This window comes from Micromonospora sp. NPDC005174, assembly GCF_040608495.1.
Taxonomy (GTDB): Bacteria; Actinomycetota; Actinomycetes; order Mycobacteriales; family Micromonosporaceae; genus Micromonospora.
On sequence record NZ_JBEXIJ010000009.1, the window covers coordinates 66,091 to 83,112 of the forward strand.

19 protein-coding genes are annotated in these 17,022 nt (G+C 73.2%); 5 read left to right on the forward strand and 14 right to left on the reverse strand.

Translation table 11 applies throughout. The features are described 5' to 3' along the window. Positions 1-4: 4 nt before the first annotated feature. The 3 genes from panC to ABZU91_RS13060 form a co-directional block, all read right to left on the reverse strand. Positions 5-853 carry a pantoate--beta-alanine ligase gene (panC, locus tag ABZU91_RS13050; protein ID WP_355238489.1) on the reverse strand — a complete coding sequence of 283 codons (849 nt, stop codon included), beginning with the start codon at positions 851-853 and terminating at the stop codon, positions 5-7. Further along, entirely contained in the window at positions 850-1,824 is a 975-nt protein-coding gene (locus ABZU91_RS13055) for a Rossmann-like and DUF2520 domain-containing protein (RefSeq protein WP_355238492.1), read from the reverse strand. The genes panC and ABZU91_RS13055 overlap by 4 nt, the downstream gene beginning before the upstream one ends. A 137-nt stretch (positions 1,825-1,961) precedes the next feature. Next, a complete protein-coding gene (locus tag ABZU91_RS13060) occupies positions 1,962-2,558 on the reverse strand; it encodes a TetR family transcriptional regulator (protein ID WP_355238495.1) in 597 nt (198 codons plus the stop codon). Between the two features lie 118 nt (positions 2,559-2,676). Between ABZU91_RS13060 and ABZU91_RS13065 the strand changes: the two genes are divergently transcribed. The 3 genes from ABZU91_RS13065 (at position 2,677) to ABZU91_RS13075 (ending at position 6,171) form a co-directional block, all read left to right on the forward strand. Continuing rightward, complete coding sequence (locus tag ABZU91_RS13065) at positions 2,677-3,588, forward strand: SDR family oxidoreductase (protein ID WP_355238497.1); 912 nt, start codon at positions 2,677-2,679, stop codon at positions 3,586-3,588. Positions 3,589-3,682: 94 nt separating this feature from the next. Beyond that, positions 3,683-4,987 carry an SAM-dependent methyltransferase gene (locus tag ABZU91_RS13070; protein ID WP_355238500.1) on the forward strand — a complete coding sequence of 435 codons (1,305 nt, stop codon included), beginning with the start codon at positions 3,683-3,685 and terminating at the stop codon, positions 4,985-4,987. Beyond that, positions 4,984-6,171, forward strand: a complete 1,188-nt coding sequence (locus ABZU91_RS13075) for an NADH-quinone oxidoreductase subunit D (protein WP_355238502.1) — start codon at positions 4,984-4,986, stop codon at positions 6,169-6,171. The genes ABZU91_RS13070 and ABZU91_RS13075 overlap by 4 nt, the downstream gene beginning before the upstream one ends. A gap of 18 nt (positions 6,172-6,189) precedes the next feature. Here the strand turns inward: ABZU91_RS13075 and ABZU91_RS13080 are convergent, their stop codons facing one another. The 4 genes from ABZU91_RS13080 to ABZU91_RS13095 all read right to left on the reverse strand — a co-directional run bounded on the left by ABZU91_RS13080 (position 6,190) and on the right by ABZU91_RS13095 (position 10,798). Continuing rightward, complete coding sequence (locus tag ABZU91_RS13080) at positions 6,190-8,043, reverse strand: hypothetical protein (protein WP_355238505.1); 1,854 nt, start codon at positions 8,041-8,043, stop codon at positions 6,190-6,192. Positions 8,044-8,151: 108 nt separating this feature from the next. Then, on the reverse strand, positions 8,152-9,156 hold the full coding sequence (locus ABZU91_RS13085; RefSeq protein WP_355238508.1) for a glycine betaine ABC transporter substrate-binding protein: 1,005 nt from the start codon (positions 9,154-9,156) through the stop codon (positions 8,152-8,154). A gap of 221 nt (positions 9,157-9,377) precedes the next feature. After that, positions 9,378-10,115 (reverse strand): ABC transporter permease, encoded by a 738-nt coding sequence (locus tag ABZU91_RS13090; protein WP_355238511.1) that lies wholly within the window; start codon positions 10,113-10,115, stop codon positions 9,378-9,380. Then, on the reverse strand, positions 10,112-10,798 hold the full coding sequence (locus ABZU91_RS13095; RefSeq protein WP_355238514.1) for an ABC transporter permease: 687 nt from the start codon (positions 10,796-10,798) through the stop codon (positions 10,112-10,114). The genes ABZU91_RS13090 and ABZU91_RS13095 overlap by 4 nt, the downstream gene beginning before the upstream one ends. Before the next feature lie 2 nt (positions 10,799-10,800). On the opposite strand from ABZU91_RS13095, the gene ABZU91_RS13100 reads away from it, so the two are divergent. Beyond that, positions 10,801-11,796, forward strand: a complete 996-nt coding sequence (locus tag ABZU91_RS13100; RefSeq protein ID WP_355238517.1) for an ATP-binding cassette domain-containing protein — start codon at positions 10,801-10,803, stop codon at positions 11,794-11,796. Here the strand turns inward: ABZU91_RS13100 and ABZU91_RS13105 are convergent. The 7 genes from ABZU91_RS13105 to folP all read right to left on the reverse strand — a co-directional run bounded on the left by ABZU91_RS13105 (position 11,793) and on the right by folP (position 16,359). Then, positions 11,793-12,293 (reverse strand): hypothetical protein, encoded by a 501-nt coding sequence (locus ABZU91_RS13105; RefSeq protein WP_355238520.1) that lies wholly within the window; start codon positions 12,291-12,293, stop codon positions 11,793-11,795. The two genes, ABZU91_RS13100 and ABZU91_RS13105, sit on opposite strands and share 4 nt — an antisense overlap. A gap of 56 nt (positions 12,294-12,349) precedes the next feature. Further along, positions 12,350-12,658 (reverse strand): hypothetical protein, encoded by a 309-nt coding sequence (locus tag ABZU91_RS13110; protein ID WP_355238523.1) that lies wholly within the window; start codon positions 12,656-12,658, stop codon positions 12,350-12,352. A gap of 52 nt (positions 12,659-12,710) precedes the next feature. Then, the gene (locus tag ABZU91_RS13115) at positions 12,711-13,925 is read right to left on the reverse strand and encodes an ABC transporter permease (protein ID WP_355238526.1); all 1,215 of its coding nucleotides are present in this window, start codon (positions 13,923-13,925) and stop codon (positions 12,711-12,713) included. Positions 13,926-14,044: 119 nt separating this feature from the next. Further along, positions 14,045-14,575: a DUF3180 domain-containing protein gene (locus ABZU91_RS13120; protein WP_355238529.1), complete on the reverse strand. Its 531-nt coding sequence runs from the start codon at positions 14,573-14,575 to the stop codon at positions 14,045-14,047. A gap of 19 nt (positions 14,576-14,594) precedes the next feature. After that, entirely contained in the window at positions 14,595-15,122 is a 528-nt protein-coding gene (gene folK, locus ABZU91_RS13125; protein ID WP_355238532.1) for a 2-amino-4-hydroxy-6-hydroxymethyldihydropteridine diphosphokinase, read from the reverse strand. After that, complete coding sequence (gene folB, locus ABZU91_RS13130; RefSeq protein ID WP_355238535.1) at positions 15,119-15,484, reverse strand: dihydroneopterin aldolase; 366 nt, start codon at positions 15,482-15,484, stop codon at positions 15,119-15,121. Before folB ends, folK begins: the two co-directional genes overlap by 4 nt. Then, the gene (gene folP / locus ABZU91_RS13135; RefSeq protein WP_355238538.1) at positions 15,481-16,359 is read right to left on the reverse strand and encodes a dihydropteroate synthase; all 879 of its coding nucleotides are present in this window, start codon (positions 16,357-16,359) and stop codon (positions 15,481-15,483) included. Before folP ends, folB begins: the two co-directional genes overlap by 4 nt. Before the next feature lie 346 nt (positions 16,360-16,705). On the opposite strand from folP, the gene ABZU91_RS13140 reads away from it, so the two are divergent. Beyond that, positions 16,706-17,020 carry a hypothetical protein gene (locus tag ABZU91_RS13140; RefSeq protein ID WP_030327982.1) on the forward strand — a complete coding sequence of 105 codons (315 nt, stop codon included), beginning with the start codon at positions 16,706-16,708 and terminating at the stop codon, positions 17,018-17,020. Positions 17,021-17,022 lie beyond the last annotated feature (2 nt).

Genomic DNA, 17,022 nt, shown 5'->3' on the forward strand with positions numbered 1-17,022 from the left:
GAGGTCAGGGGCGAGGAGCGAGATGGATCGCCGCGTTGTCGATGAGCCGGGTGGCGCCCACCCAGGCGGCGATCACCAGCCGGGCCGGCCCGGACACCGGCCCCGGCTCCAGCGCGGGATCGGTGAGCACCAGGTAGTCGAGCTGCGCCCCCGGCGTACCGCCGCCGAACGCGGCGTGCGCGGCGGACAGCACGTCGCCCGCGTCCAGGCCGTCGTCGGCGGCCTGGACCCCCGCCCGCAGCGCGGCGGACAGGCTCAGCGCCGCCGCGCGCTCGGACTCGCTCAGGTAGCGGTTGCGGCTGGACAGCGCCAACCCGTCCGGCTCCCGCACGGTCGGCACGCCGATCACCTCGACCGGGACGTCCAGGTCGCGGGTCATCCGCCGCACCAGAGTGAGCTGCTGGTAGTCCTTCTCACCGAAGAACGCCAGGTCGGGGCGGGTGAGCTGGAGCAGCTTCAGGACCACGGTGAGGACGCCGTGGAAGAAGCCGGGACGGCTTGCGCCCTCCAGCTCCGCCCCGAGCGGACCCGGGTCGAGACGTACCCGGGGCTGACCGTCCGGATACATGTCGGTCACCGAGGGAGCGAAGACGAGGTCGGCACCGGCCCGCCGGCACACCTCCAGGTCGGCGTCGAGCGTGCGCGGATAGCGGTCGAAGTCCTCGTTCGGCCCGAACTGCAACGGGTTCACGAAGATCGTCACGAGGACGTGGTCGGCCTGTTCCCGGGCCGCGCGCAGCAGGGTCTCGTGTCCCTCGTGCAGGGCGCCCATGGTCATCACCACGCCGACGGTGCCCTTCAACGCACCCCGCGCCTCGTCCAGCTCGGCACGGGTGTGCACCACCTGCGTCATGCCGCCACCTCCCGATCGCTTCCGGCGAGCACGCCGAGCAGCGACTGCGCGTCCACCGGTCGCAGCCGGCCGGCGGCGATCGCCCGATCGGCCGTACGCCGGGCCAGCGCCAGATAGGCGGGTACCGACTCCGGCGCGATGGCGGCCAGCCGGGCCAGGTGCCGCTCGACCGTGCCCGCGTCGCCCCGCGACACCGGACCGGTCAGCGCATCGTCGCCGAGGCGCAACGCGTTCTCCAGGGCGGCGCGCAGCAGCGGGGCGAGCACCTTCTCCGGGCGGGCCACCCCGGCGTCGCGCAGCCGGTCGGTCGCCTCGTTCACCAGGGTGACCAGGTGGTTAGCGCCGTGGGCGAGCGCCGCGTGGTACAGCGGGCGGTCCGCCTCGGCCACCCACTCCGGCACGCCGCCGAGGTCGGTGACGAGCCGGGCGGCCAGCGCGCGCAGCTCCGCCGGGGCCGTCACCCCGTACGAGATGCCGTCCAGGCGGGCCAGGTCGTCCGGCGTACCGGTGAAGGTCATGGCGGGGTGCAGGGCCAGCGGCCGGACACCGAGCGCGGCGGCCGGCGTCAACACGGCCAGACCGTGCGCGCCGGAGGTGTGCGCGATCACCTGACCCGGGCGCAGGGCACCCCGCGCGGCGAGGTCGGCGACCACCCCGGCGAGCGCGTCGTCCGGCACCGCGATCAGCAGCAGGTCGGTGGCGGCGTGGGCGACCGCGGTGACCGGCAGGCGAGGCACGTCGGGCAGCAGCAGGGCGAGACGGGCGCGGCTGGCCCCGGAGTCACCGGCGACAGCGGCCACGTGGTGCCCGGCGGCGGCGAGCGCCGCGCCCAGGACCGCCCCGACGCGGCCCGCGCCGACGACACCGACGACGAGCGGGCGGGAGGTGGCGCGGACGCCGGTGTCGGCGCGATCCCACGAACCGGCGGGCCCACGTGGGGCGGCCGGACGCGGGCGCAACGGTGCGCTCATGACGACGATCCAGTCCTCGAGAAGGGGTACCGGTCGATCGCAAGTATGCGCCCGGCCCGCCGAACCGGGACAAGCATGTGTGAAAACCTTCACCACACCCGGACACCAGGCAGATCCTGGACAGTTTCCGTTATTAGCTAACGGAAACTGTCCAGGATCTGCTGACGCGAGCCGGACGGAGCCGTGATCGCCCGTAGCTCGTCGGCCACCTCGGCGATCAGGTCGCTGAGCGGGGCGTCGCTGCCCGGCGCGATCCAGCGGGCGTACGCGACCCGGAAGACCGTGGCACCCGACTCGGTCGCCAGGATGGCCGTGGCCTCGTCGAGACCCTTGGCGCGCAGGGCGGCGGTGATCGCGGCTACCAGCGAACCCGTTTTGCGCAGTTCGCGCTCCCGCAATTCCGGGCTGCTCTCGATGACGGCCTGTCGCGCCCGGACGAGTTCCACCCGGTCGGCGAAGATCTCCTTCGCCACTTGGCGGAAAGCCGCGACAACCACCTCGAAGGGACCGGCGTCCACCTCTGCGACCGCCTTGACCAGCACCTCCTCCAGGTGCCCGCTGCCGCTGAAGAGGGCTTCGCGCTTGTCCCCGAAGAGCCGGTAGAACGTGCGCTTGTCGAGGCCGGCGCGCTCGGCGATGTCGGCGACGGTGGTCTGCTCGAAGCCGCGCTCGCGGAACAACTCGAAGGCGGCCGCCTCCAGGCGGCCGCGCGCGTCCGGTTGCCAGCGAGCCATGCGCCGATCGTATCCGATGTCACATCGCGACATTCCCTCCGCGATGATGTCGCGCGGTGACATCAGGCGAGGTACGGTGATGTCGCAAGGTGACATCGGCACTCACGAAGGAACAAGCATGCGCGTATTCGTCACCGGCGCTTCCGGCCACCTCGGCTCGGCCGTCGTGCCGGAACTGCTCTCCGCCGGACACCACGTCCTCGGCCTGGCCCGCTCGGACACGTCCGCCGCCACGATCGAGAAGCTCGGCGGCGAGGTCCGCCGCGGCGACCTGTCCGACCTCGACGTGCTCCGCGACGAGGCGGCCGCCTCCGACGGGGTGATCCACCTCGCGTTCCGCCACGACCTCATGCTCAACGGCGACCTCGCCGGCGCCGCCTCGGTCGACCTGGACGCCCTCAAGGCACTTGCCGACGGCGTGGCCGACTCCGGCAAGCCCCTGGTGGGCACGAGTGGGACGGCCATGCTCGCGATGGGCGGCATCGTCGGACGCGCCGGGACCGAGCGGGACACCTTCCCCGGCGGCGGCTACCGGATCGACGCGGAGAACCTGGTGGCCGGCTTCGCCTCCCGCGGGGTGCGCTCCTCCGTCGTCCGCCTCGCGCCCACCGTGCACAGCTCACTCGACCACTACGGGTTCGTCAGCGTCATCATCGCGAGTGCCCGACGACACGGGTACGCCGCGTACGTCGGCGAGGGCGCCAACCGGTGGCCGGCCGTCCACACGCTGGACGCGGCCGTGCTGTACCGACTCGCCCTGGAGAAGGCGCCGGCCGGCGTACGGCTGCACGGTGCCGCCGACGAAGGAGTTCCGTTCCGGCAGATCGCCGAGGCGATCGGCCGTAACCTCGACATCCCGGTCCGGAGCATCGGTCCCGACGAGGCGGGCGCGTACTTCGGATTCCTCGAGAGGTTCGCCCAGATGGACAACCCGACCTCGTCCACCGTCACCCGCGAACTGCTGGGCTGGGCACCGACCCACCCCGGCCTGATCGCCGACCTCGACGAGGGCCACTACTTCCGCGCGTGAACCCGCCACGTCCGGCGGCGGGGATCGGGAGTCGTCACCGGGCCGGTGGCCGTAGGGTCGGCACGGTGATGCCTCCCGCACCCCGCACGAGCTGATGCCGATCCCGTGGCGGGATGCGATGAGCCAGGCCCTCTACGGGCCGGACGGTTTCTTCGTGACCGGCGCCGGCCCGGCCGACCACTTCCGGACCAGCGTGCACGCCTCTCCCGCCTTCGCCGCCGCCCTCCTGCGCCTTGTCGCGGAGGTGGACTCTGCCCTGGGCCACCCCCCACGGCTGGACGTGGTCGACGTCGGGGCTGGGCGGGGGGAGCTGCTGCTAGCTCTGCGCCGCCTTGTCGCGTCCGAAGACTCCGCCGAGGTTGCGGTGGGGGTTTCCGGGGAGCCCGCCCACTCCGGGCGGTCAGGCTTGATCCCTGCGTGGTCGGGCTCCCCGGAAACCCTGACTCCCACGGCCTCCACCCGTCCGCTGGGCGAGGAGCCGTCGTCGGGCAATGTCCGTCCGTCGCTCGCGGAGCGGGTGCGTTTCACAGCAGTCGAATACGCCAGCCGCCCCGAGAACCTGCCTGACGAGATCGACTGGGTGTCTGAGATCCCCGACGAGATCACCGGACTGTTGATCGCTACCGAATGGCTGGACAACGTCCCACTCGACATGGCGGTGCACACCGCCGATGGCTGGCGATATGTGCTGGTCGACCCCGACAGCGGTGCCGAATCGATTGGTGAGCTGGTCAGTCCCACCGATCTTGATTGGCTGACCACCTGGTGGCCCGGTCCCGCGAGCCCGCGCGGTGCGGACCGTGACCGGACCGGTGATTCAACCTCTACTGATGCGATCACCGGAAGCGGGTCGGGTTTCGGGGCAGCCCGGCCGGCGCAGGGATCAAGCCTGACCGCCCGGAGCCGGCCGGGCTGCCCCGAAACCCCCCACAGCGACCACCGAGCAGAGATCGGCGGACCAAGGGACGAGGCCTGGGCCAACGCGGTCCGGAAGATCAGCCGAGGGCTGGCCGTGACGGTCGACTACGGGCATCTGCGGAACGAACGACCGGTGGACGGGACGTTGACCGGTTACCGGGCTGGGCGGCAGGTGCCTCCGGTGCCGGACGGGTCGAGTGATGTCACCGCACACGTCGCCATGGACTCCGTCGCCTCCGCCGGCGCGGCGGTCGCCCGGTGTGCGTACTCCCTGGTCTCGCAGCGAGAGGCGCTGCGGGCGCTCGGGGCCGACGGTGGGCGACCGCCGCTCAGCCTGGCCGGCACCGACCCGGCCGGCTACGTGCGGGCGCTGGCCACGGCGTCGGCGGTGGCCGAGCTGACCGACCCGGCCGGACTCGGCGGGCACTGGTGGCTGCGCCAACCGGTCGGCATCCCGCTATCGCCGGCCGTGGCACGATGACGGGCATGAGCACCGACGCCGGGGACCTCCGCGAACTGACCGTCGGCACCGGGGCCGGGCTGGTCGCCGGCACCGGCGGTCAGCAGCTCGGCACCGACATGGTGCTCAACATCGGCCCGCAGCACCCCTCGACGCACGGGGTCCTGCGGCTGAAGCTGGTCCTCGACGGTGAGCGGGTCATCGCCTGCGAGCCGATCGTCGGCTACATGCACCGGGGGGCGGAGAAGCTCTTCGAGGTACGCGACTACCGCCAGATCATCGTGCTGGCCAACCGGCACGACTGGCTGTCGGCGTTCTCGAACGAGCTGGGTGTGGTGCTCGCGGTGGAACGCCTGATGGGCATGGAGGTGCCGGAGCGGGCGACCTGGCTGCGGATGGCCCTCGCCGAGCTGAACCGGGTACTCAACCACCTGATGTTCCTCGGCTCTTACCCGCTGGAGATCGGCGCGATCACCCCGGTCTTCTACGCCTTCCGGGAACGGGAGACCATCCAGGCGGTGATGGAGGAGGTCTCCGGAGGCCGGATCCACTACATGTTCAACCGGGTGGGCGGCCTCAAGGAGGAGGTGCCGTACGGCTGGACCGGGCGGGCCCGCGCGGCGATCGGCGAGGTTCGTCGCCGGCTGCCCGACCTGGACCACCTGATCCGCCGCAACGAGATCTTCCTGGCCCGCACCGTCGGGGTGGGCGTGCTGTCCGCCGCCGACGCCGCCGCGTTCGGCGCGTCCGGGCCGGTGGCCCGCGCCTCCGGCCTCGACCTGGACCTGCGCCGCGACGACCCCTACCTGGCGTACGACGAGCTGGACGTTCCGGTGGTCACCAAGACCGCCGGGGACTGCCACGCCCGCTTCGAGGTGCTCCTCGACCAGGTGTACGTCTCGCTGGATCTCGCCGAGCAGTGCCTCGACCGGGTGGACCGGCTGACCGGGCCGATCAACACCCGCCTGCCGAAGGTGCTCAAGGCGCCGGAGGGGCACACGTACGCCTGGACGGAGAACCCGCTCGGCATCAACGGCTACTACCTGGTGTCCCGGGGCGAGAAGACGCCCTGGCGGTTGAAGCTGCGCACCGCGTCGTACGCCAACGTGCAGGCCCTGGCCACCCTGCTGCCCGGCTGCCTCGTGCCGGACCTGATCGCCATCCTCGGCTCGATGTTCTTCGTGGTCGGCGACATCGACAAGTGACCGGGGTCGGCCCGCCGGTCAGCGCCAGCGGTCGGTGACCGGGGCGCCGCCTGCGCGGGGCGCGTCGTCCTGCGGCGGGTAGCCGTACCGCTCCTCGACCCGGCGGCGGCCGCCCTGCTGCTCGGGGGCGGGTTCCGGCTCGCGGCCGCGCTGGCGCGGCGGACGCCACTCGTCCGGCACGGGCACCCCGCCGACCGGCAACGCCGGCCGGCGCTCGTCCTGCCACCGCGCGTCGTCGTGGCGGCGCGGGTCGTCGTGGCGGCGCGGGTCCTCGTGCCGGCGCGGGTCCTCGTGCCGGCGCGGGTCCTCGTGCCGGCGCGGGTCCTCGTGCCGGCGCGGGTCCTCGTGCCGGCGCGGGTCTTCGCGGCGTGCTTCCTCGTGGCGGACGGAGGCCCAACGGTCCGCCATCCGGTACTCGGTGCCCGTGGCGTCGGCGTGCACCTCGGCCCGACGTTCCCCGACGTGCAGCTCACGGCCGTTCTCGTCGTCGCGGGCCGCCGCCCAGCGGTCGCCGGCCCGCAACTGCGACCAGTACTCGCCGGTGTCGTCCGCCCGCAGCGCGGGACCGGGCTGCGGGGCGGCGGCGCGCTCCGGCTCGACCTGCTCCGACCAGCCACGGCGCTGCGCCCGGCCATCCCAGGCGGGCTCCTCGGCCGGTGCGTACGCGTCGCGCTGGTCGGTCCACTCCGGCTCGTCGCGGGGAGCCGCCCAACGGGGCTCCTCGTCGCCGCGCTCGGGTCCGCCCCAGGCTGAGCCGTCGCGGGGGCCCGTCGGGGCCGACTCGCCCCGCGGGCCGGGCTGCGCACCCCAGGTCCGGTCGTCGGGGCGGCGGTCCCGGTCGTCGGCGTACCCGGACCGGGGCTCCTCCGCGTCACCCCAGGAACGGGCACGCCCCTGGGCGCCACCGCCCCGGGTCCACTCCTGGGCCGGCGGGGTCCACTGGCCGGCGTAGCGTCCGGCCGGCTCCGCCGGACCGCCGCCGTCGACGACCGTGTGCCGGGTGGTGACGTGCACGGTCTCGGTGTGGCGGACCACACCGACCGGTCGGTGCGCCGGCTCGGGACGGTCGTGTTCGCGCGGACGGCCGTACTCGCGCTGAGGGCCGTGCTCGCGCTGAGGGCTGTGCTCGCGCGCACGGTCGTGCTCCGGGGGGCGGGGAGCGCCGCCGTACACGCTGCCGGCGGTGGGCTCGGGGGCGTCCGCAGCACGGTGGCGGTACGCCGGTTCGTCGTCGTCGCGCTCGTCCCGACCCCACCGACCAGCCGTGTCGTCCGGAGCCGGCACCCGCTTCCGGGGGGTCACCTCGTCGGTGCCCGGAGCGGGCACCCGCCCGGCGGCCTCGCCCGGAGCCGGCACCCGCACGCGGGCGGCCGGAGAGTCGCCGGGGACCGGGACCCGGCTGCGGGCGGGCGGGGTGTCGTCCACGGGATCGGCGGCTGGCCCGCGGGCACGGCTGGCAGCCGCCGGCTCGGCCGCCGGGGCACCGCCGGCGAGGGCCGCGCCGGTGGCGTCGAGGCGGCGACGCACCGCGGCGACACCCTCCTGGGCTCGCTGCGCCTGGTCCAGCGCCTGGTTGCCGCGCTGCGCGGCGGCCACGATCTCGGCGCGCAACTCCCGGCGCAGCTCCTCGATCTCGTCCAGCAGCTCGTCGGCGCGCGCCGAGGCGCCGTCACCGTCGGGGCGCAACGCGATGGAGAGGCCGATCAGGACCACCGCCACGATGGCAAGCACCGCCGCGAGACGCAGTGGACCGTTACCGTCCGCCACCAGGAGTATCAGCGCCGCGACGGGCGCCAGAGCCACGCCGCCCCAGAAGAGCACGGTCAGCAGCAGCGGTTGACGCCGGGCGTCGGGGGTGGCCGGGGCTGGCATGGAAGAGCAGCCTACCGACGATCCGCACCGGAGGGAACGGTTCCCGGACGCACGGACGCCCCTGCCCCCTGCGGGGCGGGGGCGTCCGTGACACGCCGTAGCGGAGCGTCAGCTCGTGGCGAACGCGCCGTCCGAGGAGAAGACCAGGCCGACGCTGATCTTGCCCTCACGCAGCCCGTTCTTGGTCAGCGGCCCGCCCTGGTCCAGGGAGGAGAACGAACCCACCGAGAGACCGTAGGTCTTCTCCAGGCCCGGCTTGCAGAACGGCCGCTGCTGGCACTCCGGCGGGCCGCCCAGCACCGTGGCGCTGCCGGAGCACTTCGCGGCCAGCTCGGAGAGGGTCCGCACGCCGTACTTGTCGGCGAACTCCTGGGTCACCGCGAAGGCGTTCTGGTCCTGCGCGGCGGCCGGGGCACCGAAGGTGATGCCCGCCTTGTCGCCCTCGGCCTTGAGCGCGGTCACCGTCTTGTTGATGTCGGGCGAGGAGACGGGCGGCGGGTTCTGGCCGTTGGCCTTGGCGTTGAGGAACTCGGCCATGGTCGACGCGTACTCCGGGACGACCTGGATCTCGCCCTTCTCCAGCGCCGGCTCGTACAGCTCCCGGTTGCCGATCTGCTGCACCTTGACCTGGTAACCAGCCGCGGTGAGCGCGATGCGGTACAGCTCGGCCAGCGTCTGGCTCTCGCTGAAGTTGCCGGCGCCGACCACGATCTCACCGCCCGGGCCCTTGGCGATGCCCGCGGTGACGTTGTTGGCGCTGCTGAACTCCTCGGCGGCCACCTTGGGGGTCTTACGGTCGGCGTCGACGGCCTTGTTGAGCTGGACCAGCTTCGGCGTGTCGAGCGCCGCGGAGACCTTGTCGAGCGCGGCGATCAGCTGCGGGTTGGCCACCTTGCTGTTGACCGCCGGGAGGACGTTGTCGGAATTCTGGAGCTTCTTGTCGTCGGTCAGCGCGATGAGCTGCTTGCCGGCGACCGGTGCGCACCCAGCGCCGGAGGCGTTGGTCTGGGGGGCGTCGGTGCCGGACGAGCCGGCGTCGCCACACCCGGTGAGAAGTGCTGCCCCGGCCACGACGCCGATGGCGCCGATCGCGAGACGTGTACGTGCGCGCATGTGCCGCCCGCCTTCCGTGTCCCGGCGCGACCCGTCCCGGGCCGGCCGCGTGTCCGACGGGCGATCCTGGATGTCGGTCGCCCGCGACTCTCCACCCAACATGGTCCGCGACCGACCGACAACCTGGGATGGGCTTCGTCACCGCATCGTCACCGACCGGCCCACTGCTGGCCGCCGCTTCGGCGTCCGCTCACCCGGACGGGCCACGGCCCGCCACCACGTCAGGCCCGGCCGGTGGCGTCCGCGGGTCGCGGACGGCCCACACGCTGCCGGCCCCGACGCAGTGGACGCGGGGTCACCACGCGTTCGACGAGCCCGAGTAGCAGCTCGGCCAGCAGCGCCAGCCCGGCCACCAGTACGCCGCCGGCCACGATCTGTCCGCCACCGGCGGCGATGCTCAGACCGAACCCGGTGCGGATGATCTCGCCGAGCCCGCCGCCGTTGACGAACGAAGCCAGCGCGGCCGTGGCGATGACCTGCACGGCCGCCGTCCGGAATCCGGCGGCCAGGTAGGGCACCGCCAACGGCAACTCCACCCGCCGCAGCAACTGCCCGCCGGACAGGCCCATCCCACGGGCCGCGTCGCGTGCCTCCGGGTCGACCTGGCGTACGCCGGTGTAGGCGTTGGCCAGCAGCGGCGGTACGGCGAAGACGGCGAGCGCCACCACCACCGGCGTACGTCCGAAGCCGAGGAACGTCAGCGGCAGGATGGTCAGCAGCGCCAGGGTGGGGATGGCGAGGGTGGCGTTGGACACGAGCACCACCAGGCCGCCGCCCCGACCAACGTGCCCGAGCCAGAGCCCGACCGGCCAGGCCACCAGGCAGCCGAGCGCCACGGCCAGGGCGGAGATCGTCAGGTGCTCGCCGAGGCGGTCCAGGATGCCCCCCGGATTGGTCCAGTTCAGCGGGTCGTTGAGCCAGAGCACCCCCTGCTGCAGGGGGTTCGCGGCGGCGCTCATCGAACGCCCCGGGCGGCCCAGGGGGTGACCAGCCGGCCCGCGAGCACCAGCAGCAGGTCCAGCAGCACAGCCAGCGCCACGCAGAGCACCGTCCCGGTCATGATCTCGGCCTTGTAGAGGTTGTTCTGGAAGCCCGCGAAGATCAGTTGACCGAGGCCGCCGTGGCCCACCAGCACTCCGACGGTGACCAGCGCGACCGTCGACACGGTGGCCAACCGCAGCCCAGTCAGGATGCCGGGGATGGCGAGCGGGAGGTCGATCCGGAACAGCCGCCGCCACCGGCCGTAACCCATGCCCTCGGCGGCCTCGCCCACCTCCGGCGGCACCTGATTGAGCCCAGCCACCACGTTGCGGACGATCAGCAGCAGCGCGTACAGGACCAGCCCGACCAGTACGGTGGTGGCGCCGGTGCCCAGGTACGGCGCGATGAACGCGAACAACGCCAGCGACGGGATGGTGTAGAACACGCCGGTGATACCGAGGATCGGGCCGGCCAACGGGCGGACCCAGTACGCGAGCACGGACAACGGCAGGGCGATCAACACCGCGATCAGCACCGCGCGCCCGGTCAGGGAGGCGTGTTCACGCAAGGCGGCGAGGATCGTGTCAGAGTTGTCCCGCACGTACTGCCAGGAGAACCAGGGGTTACCCGGGTCGGCCCGGTAGCTCAGGCGGAAGGACATACGTGGACGTTACCCCGGAGACCCCCGGCGCGGTCGGGTCCCCTCGCGCGGCATCGATCTCTCTGCAGGGCATCCATAAGCGCTACCCGAACGGCACCGAGGCCGTGCGGGAGCTGAGCCTGGACGTCAAGGCCGGCGAGTTGGTGGTGCTCATCGGCCCGTCCGGCTGCGGCAAGTCGACGGTGCTCCGCATGATCAACCGCTTGATCGAGCCCACGGCCGGACGGATCATGCTCGGCGACGAGGACGTCACGGACACCGACCCGGTGCGGCTACGCCGCCGGATCGGCTACGTGATCCAGAACGTCGGCCTCTTCCCACACCAGACGGTCCGGGCGAACGTGGCCACCGTGCCGGGTCTGCTCGGCTGGTCCCGCGACCGGACCCGCGCCCGGGTCGACGAGCTGCTCGACCTGGTGGGTCTGGACCCGGCCCAGTTCGGCCGCCGCTATCCGCACGAGCTGTCGGGCGGTCAACGGCAGCGTGTCGGTGTCGCGCGTGCGCTCGCCGCCGACCCGGTGGTGCTGCTGATGGACGAGCCGTTCTCCGCCGTGGACCCGATCGTCCGGGCCCGCCTGCAGGAGGAGTTCCTCCGCCTCCAGGCCGAGGTCCGCAAGACGATCGTGCTGGTCACCCACGACCTCGACGAGGCCGTCCGGCTCGGTGACCGGATCGCGGTGCTGTCCGAGGGTGGGCATCTCGAGCAGTACGACACTCCGGCCGCTCTGCTCGGCGCGCCGGCCACCGCGTTCGTCCGTGAGTTCGTCGGCGCCGACCGGGGAATCCGCCGGTTGGCGGTCACTCCGCTCGACCGCGAGTCACTGGAGCCTGTGCCCGCCGACGCCCCTGCCGACCTGCCCAGCGTGACGCTGGACGGCACGGCGTACGACGCTCTGGCGGCACTGCTGACGTCGGGACAGGACCGGCTCCTGGTGACCGACGACGGCCGCCCGGTGGGCGCACTGAGCCGCCAGCGCCTGCTCGGGCTGGGCGGCTAGGCCCGTTCGCCGAGGCTCGCGGTGCCGATGATCCAGCCGGTGAGGAAGCCGTAGCCGGCGCCGCTGCTGGCATCGGAGAGCGCCTTCAGCAGTGACGGGTCCGGGCCGAGCAGCGCCGCCACCACGGCGGCGAGGCCGCCGGCCAGCACGTACGCGGCCCAGCCGGAGAAGAACTGGCTGACCGAGCCGGGCACCCGGGCCACCTGCGCGGCGGGCAGCAGATAGAGCAGGGCCACCGCGAGGAGGACCAGCGCGACGGCCCGCAGGTCGGCGGCGAACAGGCCGCCGGCCTGCCCATCCGCGTCCAGTCGCCAGGCCGGCCAGGCGAGCAGGCGCAGGTAGAAGCCGCCCGCCGAGTCCGGGTCGGTAAGCGTCGCGGCGGCCCAACCGGTGTACGCCGGGCTGCCGCAGATGCCGACCAGCAGCAGTACGGCGAGCGCACCGGTACCCGCGGCCGTCCCGTAGCGGCTGACCGGGCCCGTACGGACCAGTCCCATGATCCGCCCAGGGCCCGTGCCGGCCGGCCGGGCGGACCTGGGCTGCCCCGGGCGGCTCAGTGCTTCAGCAGGTAGTCGATGAAGGCGGCCCGCAGCAGCGGCGCCGACTCCTCGTAGCCGTGCCCGGTCAGCTCCCGCCACAGGGCGTTCGCCTCGTCGATGGTCGGGCCGATGGAGTTCGGCGCGCCGTCCAGCACCGTGGCCTCGTCCGCGTTCGGCAGGTGCCGGAGCACCGACCAGTAGAACCCCACGTCGCGGCGCTCCCGGGCCCGGGCGAACGCCCGCTCCCGCAGCTCCTCCGTGGACAGCGCGTCGAGTTCCTCGAACGAGGTTCCGCCGGGGGCGGCGGCTGGTGTGTCGGTCATGCGGCGAGCCTAACGGTCGAGATCAGCGCCGGCTCGACGGACGGGGCACGGCTCACCGCTCGCCGGCGTCCCAGCGACGCGGGCCGTCCTCCCAGCGGGGGTCACGCCACGGGTCGGCCGGTTCCGGCGCGGGCGGCGTCGGCAGGGTCGGAGGCCAGTTGTCGGCCGGCTGGGGCCGGGGGACGCTCCACCCCGAGCTGATCGTGCCATCGCGGACCGGCTCCGGCTTCTCCACACCACCCGGCCGGGGTCGTCCGAGCGTCTCGACCAACCGGGTCACCAGCAGCCCGACGCCGAGCGCCACCCCGCCCACCGCCCAGCGGCTCACCGACCAGTCGCGCTCCGGCGCGTACGCCTCGAAGACGGTGACCAGGCCGACCGCCAGCACCGTGCCGAACACCCCACCCCGCCGGCCGTACGCGCTGGTGCCCCCGAGCAGGGACACACCGATGGCCAGCACGGTCCAGTCCAGCCCGGAGGTGGGTGTGACGACTCCGGGACCGTTGGCGGTGAGCAGGACCCCGCCGAGCGCCGCCAGCACGGTGGATCCGACCAGCGCCAGCGCGGTGATCACGGCAGCCAGGGTGCCCCGGCGGCGCGCCGGATCGGCGACCGGCCGGTACCGACCCACCAGCCGGCGGATCGCCCGGATCGCGCCGAACAGACCGCCGAGCACCGCGACGGCGGCGAACCCGGCGAAGAGGAAACCGGCCGTACGTCCCGGGTCGTAGTCGCCCTGCACCAGCACCGGCCCCGACCGGCGTTCGATGTACACCACCACCCCGGCCGCGGCGGCCAGGCTCGCCGCCCAGGCGGGCACCTGCAGCGCCACCACGGCCAGTGCCAGCACGAGACCGCCCAGCGCGGCCACCACGACGGCCGACCCCACGGACACGGCCAGCCCCCGGTCGCCCTGCTCCGCGTAGTGCAGCGCGGCGGCGACCGCCACCGGCCCGATAGCCAGGTGGGGGGCGGCGGTACGCAGGCTCAGCCCGGCGGCGAGGGCGAGCAGCCCGAGGCCGACGGCGTCGACCAGCAACGTGCGCAGGTCGGCCCCTCGCAGCGCGGCCGGGTCGGCGCGCCAGAGCAGCCAGCCCAGAGCGGCCAGACCGGCCAGCAGCAGGAGTTCCCAGATCACGTGCACGCCGACCCGGTCCCGGCCGGGCTCACCGTGGGTGGGATCGTCGAAGACGTTCTCCAGGACGGCGGCAGGCACCCCGGACGAAGGGTCGACCGATCGGTCCCGGCCCGTGTCCTCGTACCCCATGGCACCGCCTCCCCAGTGGCCGGCCGCTCCCGTGCCGGCACACGCACGGATCGGGGGCGGCCGTTGCTCTCCGATCGGAGGCACCGTACCCGCGCCCGGAGCCGGACGTAACCCCCTGCTCAACGCTGGCCGGGGCGGCTCTCCCGCTGGTCCTGCTCGTGCTCGTCGTCCGGACGCTCCGGGACCCGGCAGGAGCGTTCCAGCCACAACGCGGCGCCCACCAGCGCCAGCGACGCCAGCAACCCGCCCCCGGCGGCCGGCCGGTCCTCGGTGGCGGCACGGGTGGTCTCCACGAAGAGCCACCCGCTGAGCCCGGCGTAGAAACCGGCGAAGATGGACCCCGCCAGCGCCGACGCCTTGGCCAGCACCACGAACCGCGCGACCAGCAACGGGTTGACCGGATCGCGGCCGGGTTTACGGTCGATGCGGCCGCGCGTGTTGACGGCCGCGTACGCCTCCAGCACCGCGAGCGCGGCCAGCGTCACCACCGGCAACCACGGCAGATGGGGAATGCCGCTGTAGTAGAACGTGCTGATCAGCAGCCAGGCCACCGCCGCCGCAGCCAGGGCGGCCACGACCAGCGTCGAGATCCGGGTGGGACCCATCCGCGACCCGTCCGGGCCCGGCGGTGGGGACTTCGCCTGGGTCATGCCGGCCGGCTCCACTGGGTCATGCCGTCGACTCTAACGCCAGTTCCGGCCGTGGACGCAGTTCCAACGCGTCGTCGGCGGCCGGACCGGTGGTGAGCAGGTCGGTCAACCAACCGTGGCCGGGCAACCGTCCGTACGGTTGGATGTCGATCCACGGTCGCAGCACGAACGCGCGCAGGTGCGCCCGGGGGTGCGGCAGGGTCAGCTCCTCCTCGTCGCTGAGCACCGGCTCGTCGTCGTCGCCCCAGACCGCGATCACGTCCACGTCGAGGGTGCGCGGCCCGAACCGCCGCTGCGGGTCACGGACCCGACCGGCCGCGCGCTCCGCGCCGCGGGCCCGCTCCAGCCAGTCGCGCGGAGTCGCGCTCGCGTCGTGGGCGAGCACCACCGCGTTGAGGTACGCGGGCTGGTCGGCGTCTCCCCACGGTGGAGTCTCGTACACCCCGGAGACCACCAGCACGGCGTCGCCGAGCGTCGCGACGGCCGTGCGGAGGTGCTCCAGGCGGTCGCCCAGGTTGCTGCCGAGCGACAGCACGGCCCGGGTCATCGGGTACGCGTCCGGGTCATCGTGACGGCCACGTCGGTGAACGTGTGCGGCACCGGCGCCTCCGGCTTGTGCACGGTGACCGTCGCGGCGACGACCCGATCGTCGGCCAGGCAGACCGCGAGCAGCCGGTCCGCCAGGGTCTCGATCAGGTTGACCGGCTCGCCGGTCACCACCGCCACCAGCCGCTCGGCCAGCTCGCCGTAGTGGACCGTGGCGGTCACGTCGTCGCTGGCGGCGGCCGGGGCGAGGTCCAGCTCCAGGACGGCGTCGACCACGAAGTCCTGCCCCTGCGCCCGCTCGAAGTCGTACACCCCGTGCCGGCCGCGCGCCCGCAGGCCGGTCAACTGGATCCGGTCGCTCATCGGTCCGCCTCCCGCTGGCCGGCCCACTCCTTGGCGGATGTGAGGCGCGGGCTGCCGGTGGCGGCCCAGACGGCGAGCGCGTCCACGGTGGCCCGCACGTCGTGGACGCGTACACCCCAGGCGCCCGCCGCGACGGCCAGCACGCTCGTGGCCACGGTGGCGGCCTCCCGCTCGGCGGTGGGTCGCGGCGTGCCGTCCGCGTCGGCGAGCAGGCGGCCGAGGTAGGACTTGCGGCTGGCTCCGAAGAGCAGCGGGTATCCGAGGTCCAGCAGCTCCGGGAGGCGGGCGCTGAGTTCCCAGTTGTGGGCGGCCGTCTTGGCGAAACCGAGGCCGGGGTCGACGACGATGCGGTCCGCGGCCACTCCCGAGGCCAACGCCGCGTCGACCCGTAGCCCGAGTTCCTCGCGTACGTCGGTCACCACGTCGGTGTAGCTGGCCAGGTCGCGCATCTGCCGGGAATGGCCACGCCAGTGCATCAGCACCCAGGGACAGCCGGCGTCCCGCACGACCCGGGCCATGTCGGGGTCGGCCAGGCCGCCGGAGACGTCGTTGACCACCTGGGCGCCGGCGTCCAGAGCCGCCTCGGCCACCCGCGCACGGCTGGTGTCGATGCTGACCGGCACCCCGGCGGCGCTCAGCTCGCGGATGACCGGCAGGACGCGCTCGGCCTCGGTCGCCGCGTCGATCCGGTCGGCGCCCGGGCGGGTCGACTCGCCGCCGATGTCCACCAGGTGCGCACCGGCCTCGCGGAGACGGACGCCGTGTCCGACGGCCGCGTCGAGGTCGGCGTACCGTCCGCCGTCGGAGAAGGAGTCCGGCGTGACGTTGAGGACGCCCATCACCACCGGGCCCGGGGCCCGTACCAGATAGGTCACGACTAGACGGTACCGGTCGTGACGACGGCCCCCGGCGACCCGGGTCGACCATCACTGACGTGCGCGTTAGAACAGGTGTACGATCGGTCGTCCGGGCAGTAACGGGCAGCCTCTTCGCGGCTTGTCGCAATCCGGGGCGGCCCGTACGCTTTGGAATTGGCCAGCATTGAGATGGCGAAGCTTGGAGGGAGGGCCGAAGCGGGGAAAAACCGCCCAAAGCTCGCCACCCTCCGTGGTGAGTAACGAACGCAGGGTCGAGATCGCTGCGCCCTGTCAGCAGATTTCCCGCCAGGCTTTGCCTACTGCACCGCCGCGGCACCGCCGGCCGCGCTATGGGGAGGTTCCAGTGATCGCCTTCGAGCTCATGGAGACGGCGTCGTCCGGCGTCGCCCACGCGCTCTCCACCCTGGCGTCGGCTCCGCTCGCCGAGCCGGCCCCGAAGGGGATCGACACCAACAGCGTCGTCACCTTCTTCGCCAGCAAGATCGCACCGATCCTGCTGGCAGTCCTGGGCGTCATCTTCATCGGTCGCGCCAGCCGGGGCGAGATTTCCAAGGTCCTGACGAGCTCCGCGATCGCCATCGTCGGGCTGGCCTTCATCGCCGGCGCGGCAACACTCTTCTTCGTCGGCGATTACCTGATCGACCTGATCTTCGAATAGGC